At 70.2% G+C, this 14,642-nt stretch carries 13 protein-coding genes; 5 read left to right on the forward strand and 8 right to left on the reverse strand.

Features of this window, described 5'->3' with window-relative positions:
* The first annotated feature begins 96 nt into the window (after positions 1-96).
* Positions 97-1,134 carry an IS110 family transposase gene (locus QM732_RS21450; protein WP_415654893.1) on the forward strand — a complete coding sequence of 346 codons (1,038 nt, stop codon included), beginning with the start codon at positions 97-99 and terminating at the stop codon, positions 1,132-1,134.
* 466 nt (positions 1,135-1,600) lie between these two features.
* Here QM732_RS21450 and QM732_RS21455 read toward each other — a convergent pair whose 3' ends face one another.
* Positions 1,601-2,521 carry a class I SAM-dependent methyltransferase gene (locus QM732_RS21455; RefSeq protein WP_415658119.1) on the reverse strand — a complete coding sequence of 307 codons (921 nt, stop codon included), beginning with the start codon at positions 2,519-2,521 and terminating at the stop codon, positions 1,601-1,603.
* A 34-nt stretch (positions 2,522-2,555) separates the two neighbouring features.
* Here QM732_RS21455 and QM732_RS21460 point away from each other — a divergent pair, with 34 nt between their 5' ends.
* Positions 2,556-3,467, forward strand: a complete 912-nt coding sequence (locus QM732_RS21460) for a glutaminase (RefSeq protein WP_415658120.1) — start codon at positions 2,556-2,558, stop codon at positions 3,465-3,467.
* Positions 3,468-3,473: 6 nt separating this feature from the next.
* On the opposite strand, the gene QM732_RS21465 is transcribed toward QM732_RS21460, so the two are convergent.
* The 5 genes from QM732_RS21465 to QM732_RS21485 form a co-directional block, all read right to left on the reverse strand.
* Complete coding sequence (locus tag QM732_RS21465; protein WP_415658121.1) at positions 3,474-4,079, reverse strand: redoxin domain-containing protein; 606 nt, start codon at positions 4,077-4,079, stop codon at positions 3,474-3,476.
* 2 nt (positions 4,080-4,081) lie between these two features.
* Positions 4,082-6,181, reverse strand: a complete 2,100-nt coding sequence (locus tag QM732_RS21470; protein ID WP_415658122.1) for a protein-disulfide reductase DsbD family protein — start codon at positions 6,179-6,181, stop codon at positions 4,082-4,084.
* 9 nt (positions 6,182-6,190) lie between these two features.
* A complete protein-coding gene (locus QM732_RS21475) occupies positions 6,191-6,748 on the reverse strand; it encodes a tRNA-uridine aminocarboxypropyltransferase (protein ID WP_415658123.1) in 558 nt (185 codons plus the stop codon).
* A 3-nt stretch (positions 6,749-6,751) separates the two neighbouring features.
* Positions 6,752-7,333: a hypothetical protein gene (locus QM732_RS21480; protein WP_415658124.1), complete on the reverse strand. Its 582-nt coding sequence runs from the start codon at positions 7,331-7,333 to the stop codon at positions 6,752-6,754.
* A gap of 252 nt (positions 7,334-7,585) precedes the next feature.
* Positions 7,586-7,768 (reverse strand): hypothetical protein, encoded by a 183-nt coding sequence (locus QM732_RS21485; protein ID WP_415658125.1) that lies wholly within the window; start codon positions 7,766-7,768, stop codon positions 7,586-7,588.
* Positions 7,769-7,929: 161 nt separating this feature from the next.
* On the opposite strand from QM732_RS21485, the gene QM732_RS21490 reads away from it, so the two are divergent.
* The gene (locus tag QM732_RS21490; RefSeq protein ID WP_415658126.1) at positions 7,930-9,312 is read left to right on the forward strand and encodes a leucyl aminopeptidase family protein; all 1,383 of its coding nucleotides are present in this window, start codon (positions 7,930-7,932) and stop codon (positions 9,310-9,312) included.
* On the opposite strand, the gene QM732_RS21495 is transcribed toward QM732_RS21490, so the two are convergent.
* Positions 9,297-10,118 (reverse strand): ProQ/FINO family protein, encoded by an 822-nt coding sequence (locus QM732_RS21495; RefSeq protein WP_415658127.1) that lies wholly within the window; start codon positions 10,116-10,118, stop codon positions 9,297-9,299. The two genes, QM732_RS21490 and QM732_RS21495, sit on opposite strands and share 16 nt — an antisense overlap.
* A gap of 35 nt (positions 10,119-10,153) precedes the next feature.
* On the reverse strand, positions 10,154-10,834 hold the full coding sequence (locus QM732_RS21500; RefSeq protein ID WP_415658128.1) for a DUF4197 domain-containing protein: 681 nt from the start codon (positions 10,832-10,834) through the stop codon (positions 10,154-10,156).
* Positions 10,835-10,953: 119 nt separating this feature from the next.
* Here QM732_RS21500 and QM732_RS21505 point away from each other — a divergent pair, with 119 nt between their 5' ends.
* Both QM732_RS21505 and QM732_RS21510 read left to right on the forward strand, forming a co-directional pair.
* Complete coding sequence (locus tag QM732_RS21505) at positions 10,954-11,892, forward strand: histone deacetylase family protein (RefSeq protein ID WP_415658129.1); 939 nt, start codon at positions 10,954-10,956, stop codon at positions 11,890-11,892.
* Positions 11,893-11,933: 41 nt separating this feature from the next.
* Positions 11,934-14,642, forward strand: coding sequence for a GNAT family N-acetyltransferase (locus QM732_RS21510; RefSeq protein ID WP_415658130.1), 2,709 nt, complete (start codon positions 11,934-11,936; stop codon positions 14,640-14,642).

Here is a 14,642-nt window from a genome sequence, read left to right on the forward strand (position 1 = left end):
GGCTTTAATGAGATGGTCACCCCCATCTCCGTGTTTGCCCCGAACACCCCGGTGACATAAGTTGCCGGGGTGTTCTTCTATGTGGCGGAGGTCATCATGGACTCTGTGACGCTGGTCGGCATCGACCTGGGCAAGCATTCGTTTCACCTGCACGGCCAGGACCGCAAGGGCCTGGCCGTGTTCCGCAGGAAGCTCAACCGCAAGCAGTTGGTCGAGTTCTTCGCCAAGTTCCATCCCTGCACGGCCGTGATGGAGGCCTGCGCCGGCGCGCACTACCTGGCGCGCAAGTTCATCGCGATGGGTCACGAGGTCAAGCTGATCTCGCCCCAGTACGTGCGTCCGTTCGTGAAGGGCAACAAGAACGACTTCATCGACGCCGAGGCGATCTGCGAGGCCGCCTCGCGGCCCACCATGCGCTTTGTCGTCCCCAAGACCGAGGCACAGCAGACGCTGTCCATGCTGCACCGTGTGCGTGAGTCACTGGTTCACGATCGCACCAAGACCGCCAACCAGATGCACGGCTTCCTGCTGGAGTTCGGCATTGGTCTGCCTGTCGGCTTCGCCGTTATCAAGCGGCTGCCGGCGCTGTTGGCCGAGCATGAGGATCTCCCGCCACAGTTCGTGTCAGTGTTGGAGCGTCTTCACGAGCACTTCAAGTACCTCGACGGGCGGATCGCCGAAGTCGAGAAGCAACTGAGCCAGCAAGTTCACGAGGACGACCTGGGCCAGCGGCTCATGACGCTGCCGGGCGTGGGGCCCATCACCGCCAGCGTGCTGGCCGCCAAGATGGGCGACGGGCATCAGTTCGCCAGCAGTCGCGACTTCGCGGCCTCGCTCGGGCTGGTGCCGCGCCAGTACAGCACCGGCGGCAAGGCCACGCTGCTGGGCATCAGCAAACGCGGCGACAAGAACATGCGACGGCTGCTCGTGCAGTGCGCCCGGGTCTTCATGCTGTGCATGCATAAACACCCGAGCCCGCTGGCCGACTGGGTGCACGCGCTGCTCACGCGCCGTCACTCCAACGTCGTTGCCTGCGCGCTGGCTAACAAGCTCGCGCGCATGGCCTGGGCGCTGGCGCGCGGGCACTCGGTCTATGAGCCGGGCAAGTTGCGACCAGAACCGGCAGCCGCCTGAACTCCAGCTCCCTTCTGCTCTTCAACCCCAACCGGGGCACCCAACAGGTTTTGCGACCGCTGTAGCAGTGATGACGTGAACGGCCCATTCGGCCTGGCAGGCATCCAGATCGTAAAAACGGCGACCAACGCCGAGGCTTTTTTAAGGACTGCCAGGTGCGACTCTCATCGTGGCGCAGGGATCAACGATCCCTATCCAGACGCCGGATAGATTTACGCAAACCATCTTCACCTCAACCTGCATTCAGCCCTTGCAAAAACGGGGGTGACCATAGATTTTTACGGATTGGGAAAGTTTTACTACCATGTCGGAATTAGCCGTCGCACACGGGACGGCCACCGGCCCGCCAAGGCCCATGGCCATTGGGGAAAACGGCGTTTGCGGAGTTGGCAAGGGGGCCTGCCCCCTCCCGCGTTCAGGGGGGGCAGCCTGGCCCTCTCCGTTGCTGCGGCAACACGCCGCGGTATCAGCTGGCGGGGTCGGGCATGCGGTAGGCCAATACCTTCAGCGCACGCTCCGGCGCGATGTCGGCGAACGCTGGCGGGTTGTCCACCCGCCCCAGGTACACCAGCTCCGGCGCGTCCTGCGCCACCACGTCGCGCAGAAAGTCCACGCCGAGCTCCGGCGCATTCAGGCACAGCAGCGCCTGGCCCCCCGGCGCCAGCAGCGCGGGCAGCCGCCGGGCAAGGCGGGCGTAATCCTTGGTCGCGACGAAGCTGCCCTTCTGGAAGCTGGGCGGGTCGCAGACGACGAGGTCGTAGGGGCCGCCGCGCGTCAGCTTGCCCCACGAGTTGAAGATGTCGTGGGCGAGGAACTTCGCGCCGCCTCCTGCACGGCCGTTCAGGCCATTGAGCTCGTGGTTGGTGCGCCCGATCGCCAGCGCGCCCGACGCCATGTCCACATTGACCACCTCGGCCGCGCCGGCCTGCAGTGCCGCCACCGAGAAGGCGCACGTGTAGGCGAACAGGTTGAGCACCTTGGCACCCGGCCGCACCTGCTCGCGCACCCAGCGCCGGCCTTCGGCCATGTCGAGGAAGAGCCCGTGGTTCTGCCCGCGCAGCAGGTGCACGAGGTAGCGCGCGCCGGCCTCGGCGACGACGTGCGGCTGTGGCACGGCACCCGCCATCAGCCGGGTTTCGATGCGTCCTCCCTCCTGTCGGCACTGGAAGACCCAGGGCGCCTCGGGCCAGCGCGCCGCGAGGGCTGCACCGACGGCGACCAGCGCCGCATCGGCCAAAGGCTTGAAGCTGGTCAGCAGCAGCACCGGCGGGTAGGCGTCCAGCGCGAGATGCTCGCAGCCGGGATGGCGGCCGCCGCGGCCGTGGAAGAGGCGCTGGGCATCAGCGGGGAAGGTCACCGTGGCGATGGTGTCGAGCAGGGCTTGCATGGGCCGGCATTCTGAAGCCCGAGAATCCCGCGCCATGGACTTCCAACGCATCCTCGACGGCATCAATGCCGAGCTGCGCCCGCTGCTGGGCCAGGGCGGCAAGGTGGCGGGCTACATCCCGGCGCTGGCGCGGGTGTCGCCGCTGCAGTTCGGCATCGCGCTGCGCACCTGCGCGGGCGAGACTGCGGCGGCCGGCGACAGCGCGACCCCCTTCTCCATACAGAGCATGTCCAAGGTGTTCTCGCTGACGCTGGCGATCCGGTCGCTGGGCGAGAAGCTCTGGGAGCGCATCGGCCGCGAGCCCTCGGGCAGCCCGTTCAACTCGCTGGTGCAGCTGGAGACCGAGCGCGGCATCCCGCGCAACCCCTTCATCAATGCCGGCGCCATTGCAGTGGCGGACCGGCTGGTATCGCTGGGCGACGCCAAGGCCGAACTGCTGGCGCTGCTCGGCCGGCTGTGCGGCGAGCCCGTCCCGGTCGACGCCGAGGTCGCGCGATCCGAGGCGGACACGGGTTTTCGCAACACGGCGCTGGCCAACTTCATGAAAGGCTTCGGCACGCTGGACAACGACGTGGCCACGGTGCTGGACGTCTACTTCAACCAGTGCGCCCTGGCGATGACGTGCGAGCAGGTGGCCTGCGCGGCCGGCTACCTGTGCCGCGACGGCCGCCACCCGCTGGCCGGCACGCCCGTGCTCAGCGCAGCGCAGACACGGCGCGTGAACGCGCTGATGCTGACCTGCGGCACTTACGACGCGGCTGGCGAGTTCGCCTTCCGCATCGGGCTGCCCTGCAAGAGTGGCGTGGGCGGCGGCATCGTGGCCGTGGTGCCCGACCACCTCACGCTGTGCGTGTGGTCGCCCGCGCTGGACGGCACGGGCAACTCCATGCTCGGCCGCCGTGCGCTGGAGCTGTTCGTCGAGCGGACGGGGCTGTCCGTCTTCTAGGCGGCGTCAGCTCGCGTACTTGACGCTGCAGCCATAGGGCCGCGTGCTGGCCTTCTCGACCTTGCGGCCCGCGGCCACGGCGGCCAGGGCCTCGGTGACGTAGGGCTCGGCCTTGGCGATGTCCTCCACCTTGGCGGTGGCGATGCTGTCGATGCCGCCCTTGTAGGCCAGCGTGCCATCAGCCTTGATGACGTACATGTGCGGCGTCGTCTGCGCACCGTACAGCTTGCCGAGCTCGCCCTTGGGGTCCAGCAGCGTCGCTGCGGGTGCGGCGCCGCGGTCGGTGTTGAGCTTCTGGGCCGTGGCACCGTCGACGAAGCCCTGCTGGCCCGGCGCCGAGGAGATGACCTGCAGCCAGACGACACCCTGTGCGGCCGCGGCCTTTTGCTGGCTTGGGATGTTGCCGCTGCCGTAGTGCTTCTTCACGTAGGGGCAGTCGTGGTTGGTCCACTCCAGCACCACGGTCTTGCCCTTGTAGTCGGCCAGGTTGACGGTCTTGCCGTCGGCCGTGGTGGCCGTGAAGGCGGGCGCGGGCGCATCCACGCTGGCGCTGGCATGGGCCAGGGCAGGCAGGATCAGGGCGGTGAGCAGGCTGCGGCGAAGCAAGGTCATGGCTAACTCCTGGAAGCGGGGGCGGGGGCGGAAACAGCCTCGACGACGAGGCCGGGGGTGAGGATCTGCGGCAGCACCTGGGCCTCGGCGGCGCCCGGCGCGTAGTAGAGGTACAGGGGTACGCCAGAACGGCCATGGGCCTTGAGGACGGCGGTGATGTTCGGATCCTCGCGGGTCCAGTCGCCTTTCAGGTAGGTGACGCCGGCCTTGGCGAAGGCCTCGCCCACCTCGGGCCGCGACAGCGCCACGCGCTCGTTGACGAGGCAGGAGATGCACCAGGCGGCGGTCATGTTGACGAACACCGGCTTGTTCTGACCACGCAGCTCGGCCAGGCGCTCGGCGCTGTAGGGCTCGTGGGCCGACGCGTTCGAGCCGGCCACGGCGTCGGCGCCAACCGGCTTGATCCAGGCCGACACGCCCAGCGCCAGCACCACGCCGGCCAGCGCCGCAATCGTGCCGACCGCGCTCGCGCCGCTGGCACGGCGCCACCACAGGCCGAAGGCGATCACGACCAGGCCCACCAGCGCCAGCGCGACGCCATCCGGCCCGGTCTGCTGCGCCAGCACCCACAGCAGCCAGACGACGGCCGCATACATCGGGAAGGCGAGGAACTGCTTGAAGCGGTCCATCCACGCGCCGGGCCTCGGCAGCCAGCGCTGCGCCGCCGGCCAGAAGGCCAGCACCAGGAAGGGCAGCGCCAGGCCCAGCCCCAGCGCCAGGAACACGGCCAGCAGCACCGCCGCCGGCTGCGACAGGGCGAAGGCCAGCGCCGCGCCCATGAAAGGCGCCGTGCAGGGCGTGGCGACCACAGCCGCCAGCACGCCGGTGAAGAAGCTGCCCGCCAGCCCCTGGCGCGCGGCCAGGCCCGAGCCGATGCCGGTGAAGCTGCCGCCGATCTCGAACAGGCCCGACAGGTTCAGGCCCACGAGGAAGAGCAGATATGCCACCACCAGCACGAACACCGGCGAATGGAACTGGAAGCCCCAGCCCACCTGCTGGCCGCCCGCGCGCAGCGCGATCAGCACGGCCGCCAGCAGCACGAAGCTGGCCAGCACGCCGGCCGTGTAGGCCAGGCCTTCGGCCTTGTGGTTGCCTTCGCGAACCAGGGCCAGCGCCTTGATGGACAGCACCGGGAACACGCAGGGCATCAAGTTCAGGATCAGGCCGCCCACGAGGGCCAGGGCCAGGGCCGGCAGCAGGCCGAGATCGCTCACCGGAGCCGAAACCGGCGCGGCGGCGGCGACGGCAGGGGCCGCCAGGTCGGCCGGTCCGGGTCCCTTGCCCGCCCCTTCGGGCATGGGAAGGGACACCGTCCAGGCCTGCTCGCCGGCGGCCGTCGTCAGCGCGATGACACCCGACAGCGGCTTGCCCGCCGGCAGCGGCTCGTCGCCTGCCGGGATGTCCAGCACCCAGCCGCCCGCCTCGGCCTTCAATGGCTGCGGCGCGCTGTGGGCGACGGCACCCCAGGTGTCGGCGAAGAAATAGGCCTTGGTGACGCCTTCGGTCGGCCCGCTGAGCCGCACGCCCTGCGGCGCGGCCTTGATCTGCACGGCAAAGGGCGCGGGCGTCGGGATGGCGCGACGCCACTCCTGCACCTGCGCCGAATCGGCGCCAGCCGTGGCTTGCGCGGCCGAACCCACGACGGGCAGGTCCAGGCCCAGCGAGACCTGCTCGGGGATGCAGACATCCTTGCAGACCAGCCAGCGCACCTCGGCCGTCGGCTTGAAGCGGCCGCCGGGCCTGGCGTCGGCGGGCACGGTCAGGTCCACCAGCAGGGCCGGGCGCCCCTCATAGCCATAGTTGACGATGGGGCCGATGGCCTGGACGGACGGGGTCGGCCACTGGATGGGGCCTGCCTCGGCGCCCGCCCAGTCGATGCTGGTGGCCTGGCCGGAATCCCCCGGGTTGAGCCAGTAGGTGTGCCAGTGCGACTTGATGTCCTGCTCCAGCGCCACCGTGAAGCGCTGGCCCGGCGCAACCGCTGCCTGGCTGGACACCAGGCGAGCCTTGACATGTTCGGTCGCGGCCTCGGGAGGGGCGGCCAGGGCCAGCAGCGGGGCGGCCAGCAGGGCCAGGAAAGCGGGTCGCAGGAACGAAGACATCCCGAAATCCTAGGCCAAACCGATTTCCCTTCTGTAAAGGCCGGCCTGGACGAAGCGATCGAAGGCCGCCCACAGCGGCGCGAAGTGCGCCGGATCGTCCTCCAGCAGGGCCAGCGCATGCAGGCCGGCCTCGAGCGTCGACAGCTGGCCGGGCCGGTGGGCGCGGCGGATGGCGTAGCGCGACACCCGCTCAGGCAGGGTGAACCGCGGCAGCCCGGTCAGCCAGGGATTGGCCGCCAGCAGGCGGCGGCTCTGGCGCCAACTGCCGTCGAGCAGGACCAGGCGCCGGACCTCGGCCGCCCGCGCCGTGCCGGCGGCACTGGCCGCGTCCGGGTAGAGCAGCACCGTGCCCGGTCCGGCCAGCTCGGCATCGAACACCTCGCCGCGCAGCAGCCGCGCGGACTGCAGCCCCAGCGTCAGGAAGGCCGCCGTGTTCTTCGCATGGCCGGCTTCGGCTGGGTGCTGCAGGATCAGCAGCTCGGTGCGATGGGTCAGCGGCGCCGGCAGCGTGGCGCACAGGCAGGTCGTTGCCGGGCGCTCGCAGCGCGCGCAGACCGCGCGCGGCATGGCTCAGCGCACCGTGGGCGGCGCCACGGTATGGGGGCCGATGCTGGAAGATATCGTGCTGTCCGCACCGGCATCTTGCACGGAGTCCTCCTGCGGCCGGCTGCGCGAACGCGTGGTGGGCAGGCGCAACTGCCGCCTCTTGGCCAGGCGGCCCGCCAGCCAGACGCCGGCGACGACGCCGAAGATGTTCAGCGCACCGAACAGAGGCGCCGCACTGGACGACAGCAGCATGTTCTGCAGCGGCGCGGAATAGGCGCGCGGCTTCAGTGCGAAGCTGAAGGCGCCGAAGATCAGCCAGCCCGCCCAGGCCGCGCCCACGCCGGACATCATCCAGGCCACGTAGGGCTTGTGGCGGCGACGCTGGGGACGCAGCGTCAGGTAGGCCCAGATCAGGGCGACGATGAGAAGCACCACGGCAATGGCAATGGCCTCGCCCAGCATGACCGGCAGGCTGTTGCGGCCGCCCAGTTGCACATAGACCTGGCGCGGCAGGCCTGTGCTGGCGTACTTCACGGCGGCAGCGGCGCCGAAGCAATAGAGCAGGACGCCGGAAACAAAGGCGATGGAGCGGCGGGCGGCTTTCATGGGGCGCATTCTGAGTGCTGCCAACGCCCGGGATCCGGCAGGATTTCCCGACAACGCCAAAAAACGAAACCCGCAGTTCGGGGGGGCGGCCGGGCGTTCGGCGACGCTTCGGGCCGGCCGGGCGCACCCCGGGGGCGTGCCTTTGCGAGGCGTCACCCGATGCGCAAGGCTTGTTCGCGGCCCTGGCTCATGCCCGCCGGCCAGCCTTCGCAGGCCGTCTCCCAGTGCGCAGGCACTGGGCCCGGTCCCGACTCAGCGCTTGCGGTCCAGGCGCATCGCGCGGGCCAAGCCGCGGCGTTCGCCGCTGTAGAAGCCGGTGTCGAAGGCCTCGTGCTTGCGGCCCTTGTCGACGGATTCCTCGGCGCTCCAGGCCAGGCCCGCCTCGGGCGCGGGAAGGCGGCGGGGCTGGGTTTCGGTGCGGGGCTGGATCTTCATGATGGCGATCTTGTCTGGCCTTTCGGGGGCCGTCTCACGCCGATTGCGGCGCGATTGGGAGGCACAACGCCAGCCCTGCGGCAGCGGTTGACAGGTCGCACACATTTCTTTGCACTCTTCTGTGCCGACAATGCCGGCTTTGGAAATCCAGGACTCCCGCGATGACCGTCCAGCTGAAGAAGACCCTCCCGGCCAAGGCCACCCCCATCACCGTCGTCGACCGCGCCGCCTTCCAGGCGCTGGCCGCCGGCCTGCCCGAGGCCACCCGCGCCTGGCTGGCAACGGTCGGATTCGTCGGCGCCGCCGATAGCCATGCCCTGGTGCCCGGCGCCGACGGCCGGCTGGCCCAGGTGTTTGCCGGCGTGGCCCACTCGGCCCACCCGTTCGCGCTCAGCCACCTGCCGCTGGTGCTGCCCGAGGGTGTCTACAAGCTCGACGACGCCGGACTGCCGCTGCAGCCGGAGGCGGCGGCGATGTCGTGGGAGCTGGGTGGCTACCGCTTCGACCTCTACAAGCCGGCCAAACGCGCCCCGGCAACGTTGGCACTGAAGGGTGGAGCCGACGCCGAGCGCGGCCTCGCCCTGGCCCACGCCATCGCCGCAACGCGCGACCTCGTCAACACGCCGGCCGAACACATGGGCCCGGCCGAACTTGCCGGCGCTGCCAAGGCGCTGGCCAAGCAGTACGGCGCGACCTTCTCCGAGGTTGTTGGCGACGCGCTGTTGAAGAAGAATTTCCCGAGCATCCATGCGGTTGGCCGGGCGAGCGTGCGCTCACCTCGCCTGATCGAGCTGAACTGGGGCAACCCCAAGCACCCCCGCCTGGCCCTGGTGGGCAAGGGCGTGTGCTTCGACACCGGCGGGCTGAACATCAAGTCCGGCGAGGGCATGCGTCAGATGAAGAAGGACATGGGCGGCGCGGCCAACGCGCTGGGCCTGGCCGGCCTCATCATGGCCTTCAAGCTGCCGGTGCGGCTGCAACTGCTGATCCCGGCGGTGGAGAACTCGATCTCCGGCAATGCCTACCGGCCCGGCGACATCATCAAGACCCGCAAAGGACTGCACATCGAGATCGGCAACACCGACGCCGAAGGCCGCGTGGTGCTGAGCGACGCGCTGGCCTATGCCGCCGAAGGCAAGCCCGACCTCGTCATCGACCTGGCCACGCTGACTGGCGCGGCCCGCGTCGCTTTGGGCGCCCAGCTGCCGGCACTGTTCGCCAAGCACATGGACACGGCGCGCGACCTCGTGGACCTGGGCCTGAAGCTGGATGATCCACTGTGGCACATGCCGCTGTGGGCGCCGTACCACGCCGGCATCGAGAGCACGATCGGCGACATCGTCAACACCGGCAAGAGCGCGCTGGCCGGCGCCATCAATGCGGCGCTGTTCCTGGAGGACTTCCTGCCGGCCCAGCAGGACTGGCTGCACGTGGACCTGTTCGCCTGGAACGACGCACCGCGCGCCGGCCGGCCGGTTGGCGGCGAGGCGCAGACCATCCGCACCCTGCTCGCCTACCTGGAACAGCGTTACGCGGCGGTCTGATCCTCGGGCGGCAGCGCCTCCCGGGTCTCCTGGGCCTGGGGTGCCTGCGGCTTGCCCGCGGCCTGATCGCGACGCGGCTGGTCGGGCTTGCGGCCCTGGCGCTGCGGCGGCCGCCCGCCTTCGCGGCGGCCCTCGGGCCGGCCCTCGGAGCGACCGTCAGGGCGGCCACCGCCACCCGGGCGGCGCTCGTCGCGGCGCGGCGGGCCATCGCGGCGCGCCTCGCGCGGCGGGCCATCGCGGCGCGCCTCGCGCGGCGGGGCCGGCGGCGCCTCGGCGCGCTCCTTGCGCGCGATCTCCAGCAGGCCAGGCAGCTCCTCGGGCACCACGCCCTTGAGGACGCAGAAATTGGCCTCGGTCAGCGTTGTGCGTTCGAAGTCCCACAGCAGCTGAGCGCGGTTGCGGCGCTGCTGCACCTCCAGCTGCTGGCGCTCCTGCTGCACACCCTTGCGGCGCGCCAGCTCCTCGCGCGCCGCGGCCAGGTGCTCCTCGGTGATCTCGCCGGCCGGATTGCCGTCGAGGTCGAAACGGGTCTTGGCCTGGGTCAGCGCGATCAGGTATCCGGTGCCGCCGGTATGGCGGCGCAGGAACGCGCTGAGCTGGGCTTTGGTGAAGCGGCCAGGCGCGCGCTCCTGGATGTCGGCCTGGATGCGCAGCTTGACGGGCTTGGGCTTGCCGGTGAACAGGGCCGGAAACAGGGCCTTGAGCTCCGCCGTCGCGTCGGCGGCCGGGGCCGCGACGGGCCCGGCAGCAGCCTCGGCGGCCTCGGGCGTGGGAGCAGGAGCGGATTCGGGAAGATCGGAATTCATGAACGGTGCCGGCTTGCGGGACCGGGGATTGTCGTTCAGCCGCCCAGGCCGCCAAAGACCTTCTTCAGGATGGCGCTGCCGGTGCCGACCGGGTCCTGGCGAATCTTCTTCTCCTCCTCGCCAATGATGCGGTAGAGGCCGTCCAGCGCCCGCGCGGTGACGTACTGCTGGATGTTGGCCTCGTCGCCCTTGACGAGCCCGAATCCGCCGGCCTTCTTGGCGACGGCGTTGTACTTGTCGGCCAGCGACACCTTCTCGGTCGCCTGCGTCACGATGGGCAGGAACTGCTGCCCCAGCGGCTCGCGCGTCTTGGTGGCGAAGAACTGCGTCACCGAGTCATCGCCGCCCTTGAGGATCTTCAGGCCGTCCTCCACGCTCATGTCCTTCACGGCCTTGACGAGCAGCGGCTTGGCCGCCGGCACGGCGGCCTCGGCGGCGCGGTTCATCGCGGTGACGAGTTCGTCCAGCCTGGCGCCCTGGCCGGTGGCCTTCAGCAGCCTGGAGGCATCCTTCAGGTAGCCCGGCAGCTGGATCTTGACGAGGGGATTGCCGAGGAATCCGTCGGGCCGCCCCAGCAAGGCCACCGCCGCGTTGGCGCCTCGCTCGAGCGCCGTGCGTATGCCGGCGTTGGCATCGCCCTCGCTCAGGCTCAGGGCCCAGGCCGGGCGCAGCAGCAACAGGGCGGGCGCGCTGGTGAGGATGAGGCGACGGTGCATGGCAGTACTCCAGGGGAAAGACGGCAGCCATCTTGCCACCGGGCACGGCCGGCCCGACGCTTGTCCTGCGTCAAGGCGCCCGCGGCGCGGCTGCCTAGCATGGTGCCAGGAGACAAACCATGCTGCCCGCCTACATCAGCCACCCTGACTGCGCCCGCCACGAGATGGGCGAGGGGCACCCCGAGTGCCCGGAGCGTCTGGGCGCCATCGCCGACCTGCTGCTGGCCCGCGGTCTGCTCGACTACATGCTGCCCTACGACGCGCCGCTGGTCACCGAGGCGCAGCTGGAGCGGGCGCACACGGCCCTGCACGTGCGGCGGATGCTGGATGCCGCGCCCGCCGAGGGCTATGTGCAGGTAGACCCGGATACACGCATGAACCGCCATACCGTGAGCGCAGCGCTGCGGGCCGCGGGCGCGGCCGTGCTGGCCACCGATCTCGTGCTGGGCGGCCAGGCATCGGCCGCCTTCTGCGCGGTGCGCCCGCCCGGCCACCACGCCGAGCGTTCGGCGGCCATGGGCTTTTGCTTCTTCAACAACGTGGCCGTCGGCATCCGCCATGCTCTGGACGTCCACGGCCTGCAGCGCGTCGCGCTGATCGACTTCGACGTCCACCATGGCAACGGCAGCGAGGACATCCTGGCCGGGGACGAACGCGTACTGATGTGCAGCAGCTTCGAGTCCGGCCTCTACCCCTTCAACGGCGAGGACGCCCGTCAGTTGAAGGATGCGCCCAACCTCGTCAACGTAGGCCTGGCGCCGCGCAGCGGCAGCGCAGCCTTCCGCGCTGCGGTCACCGAGCACTGGCTGCCGGCCCTGGAACGTTTCCAGCCCGAACTGATCTACATCAGCGCCGGCTTTGACGCGCACCGCGACGACGACATGGCCAACCTGGGCCTCGTCGATGCCGACTTTGAATGGGTCACCCGCCAGCTGGTGGACCTGGCCTGGCGCCACTGCCACGGCCGCGTCATCTCCTGCCTGGAGGGCGGCTATATGCTCAACCCGCTGGCGCGCAGCGTCGCGGCCCACGTCAAGGTGCTGATCGGGGCCGACTGAGCCGTCGCCCCGCCCAGGTTCACAGGCCCTAGAGTCATCGCATGGACCACCATTTCCTGACCCCTCTGTTCATGCCCCGCTCGGTGGTCGTCTTCGCCGGCCCGCCGGAGGAGCCCGAGCGCCAGACGCGCCAGGCCCGCGTGCTGCGCGCGGCGCTGACGCAGGCGCCGGGCGCCAGCCCGCCGCAATTCCTGCATGGCGAGACGACCGGCACGCTGGGCGATCTGGCGCGCTCGCGCGCCGATCTGGCCATCATCGCCCTGCCGGCCGACGAGATCGCCGGCGCGCTGGAGATGGCCGGCCGCATCGCCTGCCGATCAGCGCTCATCGTCAGCGACGGCATCGAGCCCGGCCAGGCAGCCCAGCTCAAGCGCATCGCCCGCCGCGAGGGCGTGCACCTGCTGGGCCCCAACTGCCTGGGCTTCCAGCGCCCGCACCTGAACCTGAACGCCAGCGCGGCCGGGCCGCTGGCGGCGCAAGGCTCGCTGGCACTGGTCTCGCAGTCCGGCGCACTGACCTCGGCAATGCTGGACTGGGCGCGGCAAAACCAGGTGGGCTTCAGCCAGGTCGTGTCGCTGGGCCCCAACGCGGCGGTGGACCTGGCCCAGGTGCTGGACTTCCTGGCCGCCGACGCGCGCACGCAGAGCATCGTCGTCTACCTGGAAGGCATCTCCAGCGCACGCCGCTTCATGAGCGCGCTGCGCTCGGCGGCCTATGCCAAGCCGGTGGTGGTGCTCAAGGCCGGCCGGCGCAGCGCCGGCAACGAGGCGGCGCTGACGCACAGCCGCGCGATCGTCGGCAGCGACGACGTCTTCGACGCTGCGCTGCGCCGTGCCGGCGCGGTGCGCGTGCGCAGCTTCGTCGAGCTGTTCTCGGCCGCCAAATGCCTGGCTGCGCGCTACCGCCCGGTAGGCAAGCGCCTGGCCATCATCACCAACGGCGGCGGCCCCGGCGTTCTGGCGGCCGACTGGGTCAGCGAGATCGGCCTGCAGCTGGGCAAGCTGTCGTCCGACGTGGCCCGCGCGCTGCAGCCGCACCTGCCCGAGCTGGCCTCGCTGGCGGACCTGATCGACCTGTCGGCCGCGGCCACGCCCGAACACTTCCGCGCCGCCATCGAGGCCGCCGCGCAGGACCCGGCGGTCGACGGGCTGCTGGCCATCTATGCGCCGCAGATCGGCTCCGACGCCACCGAGACGGCGCGCGCCGTCGTCGCCGCCAAGGCCGCCACGGCCAAGCCTCTGCTGGCCTGCTGGATGGGCGACGCCTCGGTCCTCGACGCACGTCGCGTGCTCAACGATGGCTCGATAGCCAACTTCCGCACACCCGAGGCCGCCGTGGGCGCCTTCGGCAATATCGCGTCGTTCTACGCCAACCAGCAGTTGCTGCAGCAGACGCCGCCGCCCATGTCCAGCCTCGCCGAGCCTGACGTCGAAGCCGCCCGGCTGCTCATCGAGAGCGTGCTGGCCGAGCGCCGCCGCACGCTGACCGAGATGGAGAGCAAGGCGCTGCTGGCCGCCTTCCACATCCCGGTCACGCCTACGGTGCTGGCGCGCAGCGCCAACGAGGCCATGATGCTCGCGACGCAGATCGGCTTCCCGGTGGCCTTGAAGATCGACTCGCCCGACATCCCGCACAAGAGCGACGTGCAGGGCGTGGCACTGAACATCCAGAGCGGCTCGGCCGCGCGCGACGCCTACAACGAGATGGTGGCCCGCGTGAAGCGGCTGCAGCCGCAGGCGCGCATCAACGGCGTCACGGTGCAGAAGATGGCGCGAGCCCAGCGCAGCCGTGGTGGCCGCGAGGTCTGCGTGGGCCTGGTGACCGACGAAGCCTTCGGACCCACCATCGTGTTCGGCGCCGGCGGCACCATGATCGAGCTGATTGCGGATCGTGCGATGGAGCTGCCGCCGCTGAACCAGTTCCTGGCGCGCCGCCTCGTCGAGCGCGCCCGCGTCGCCGAGACGCTGGCCGAGGGCTGGGGCGGTGGTGCGCCGGCAGACCTGGAGGCATTGGAGCGCGTGCTGCTGCGCGTGTCAGAGATGGTGTGCGAGTTCCCGCAGCTGCGCGAGATGGACATCAACCCGCTGATCGTCGACGAGCAAGGTGCCATCGCGGTGGACGCGCGCGTCGTGCTGCAGCCCGGCCCGCAGGTCGGCAGCCCGCGCGCCTTCGACTACGGGCACCTGGCCATCCTGCCCTACCCGGCTCGCTTCGAGCAGGTCTGGCCGCTCGCCGGCGGCGGCGAGGTCACCGTGCGCCCCGTACGGCCCGACGATGCGCAGATGCTGCAGGAGCTGGTGCGCGGGCTCAAGCCCGAGAGCCGCTACTTCCGCTTCGCCAGCGCCATCAAGGAGCTACCACCAGGGCTGCTGGCGCGGCTGACGCTGATCGACTACGACCGCGAGATGGCATTGGTGGCCGTCTACACGGAACGCACGGCGCGCGACGACGGCGGCTTCGACGAGTGCGAGCGCATCGTGGGCGTGTCGCGCATCATCACCAACCCCGACCAGACCAGTTGCGAATTCAGCCTGCTGGTGGCCGACGACTTCGGCGGCAAGGGCCTGGGTTCGCGGCTGATGGAAGGCATCACCGACGTGGCCCGCGAGAAAGGCCTGGCCGACATCGAGGGTCTGGTGCTGAGCAACAACACCGACATGCTCAAGCTGATGCGCGGCCTGGGCTTCACGGCCAAGCCTTTCCCGGAGGACCCGGACTTCAGGCTCGTGACGAGGTCACTGCAGGGCTGA

Origin of the sequence: Roseateles sp., from assembly GCF_047654805.1 — a bacterium.
Lineage (GTDB): Bacteria > Pseudomonadota > Gammaproteobacteria > Burkholderiales > Burkholderiaceae_C > Pelomonas.

What these genes read in the sequence shown, in the direction of transcription:
- QM732_RS21450 (WP_415654893.1), top strand. Translation starts at nt 97, where the DNA reads ATGGACTCTGTGACGCTGGTCGGCATCGACCTGGGCAAGCATTCGTTT.
- QM732_RS21455 (WP_415658119.1), bottom strand. Translation starts at nt 2,521, where the DNA reads ATGCAAGCCCTGCTCGACACCATCGCCACGGTGACCTTCCCCGCTGAT.
- QM732_RS21460 (WP_415658120.1), top strand. Translation starts at nt 2,556, where the DNA reads ATGGACTTCCAACGCATCCTCGACGGCATCAATGCCGAGCTGCGCCCG.
- QM732_RS21465 (WP_415658121.1), bottom strand. Translation starts at nt 4,079, where the DNA reads ATGACCTTGCTTCGCCGCAGCCTGCTCACCGCCCTGATCCTGCCTGCC.
- QM732_RS21470 (WP_415658122.1), bottom strand. Translation starts at nt 6,181, where the DNA reads ATGTCTTCGTTCCTGCGACCCGCTTTCCTGGCCCTGCTGGCCGCCCCG.
- QM732_RS21475 (WP_415658123.1), bottom strand. Translation starts at nt 6,748, where the DNA reads ATGCCGCGCGCGGTCTGCGCGCGCTGCGAGCGCCCGGCAACGACCTGC.
- QM732_RS21480 (WP_415658124.1), bottom strand. Translation starts at nt 7,333, where the DNA reads ATGAAAGCCGCCCGCCGCTCCATCGCCTTTGTTTCCGGCGTCCTGCTC.
- QM732_RS21485 (WP_415658125.1), bottom strand. Translation starts at nt 7,768, where the DNA reads ATGAAGATCCAGCCCCGCACCGAAACCCAGCCCCGCCGCCTTCCCGCG.
- QM732_RS21490 (WP_415658126.1), top strand. Translation starts at nt 7,930, where the DNA reads ATGACCGTCCAGCTGAAGAAGACCCTCCCGGCCAAGGCCACCCCCATC.
- QM732_RS21495 (WP_415658127.1), bottom strand. Translation starts at nt 10,118, where the DNA reads ATGAATTCCGATCTTCCCGAATCCGCTCCTGCTCCCACGCCCGAGGCC.
- QM732_RS21500 (WP_415658128.1), bottom strand. Translation starts at nt 10,834, where the DNA reads ATGCACCGTCGCCTCATCCTCACCAGCGCGCCCGCCCTGTTGCTGCTG.
- QM732_RS21505 (WP_415658129.1), top strand. Translation starts at nt 10,954, where the DNA reads ATGCTGCCCGCCTACATCAGCCACCCTGACTGCGCCCGCCACGAGATG.
- QM732_RS21510 (WP_415658130.1), top strand. Translation starts at nt 11,934, where the DNA reads ATGGACCACCATTTCCTGACCCCTCTGTTCATGCCCCGCTCGGTGGTC.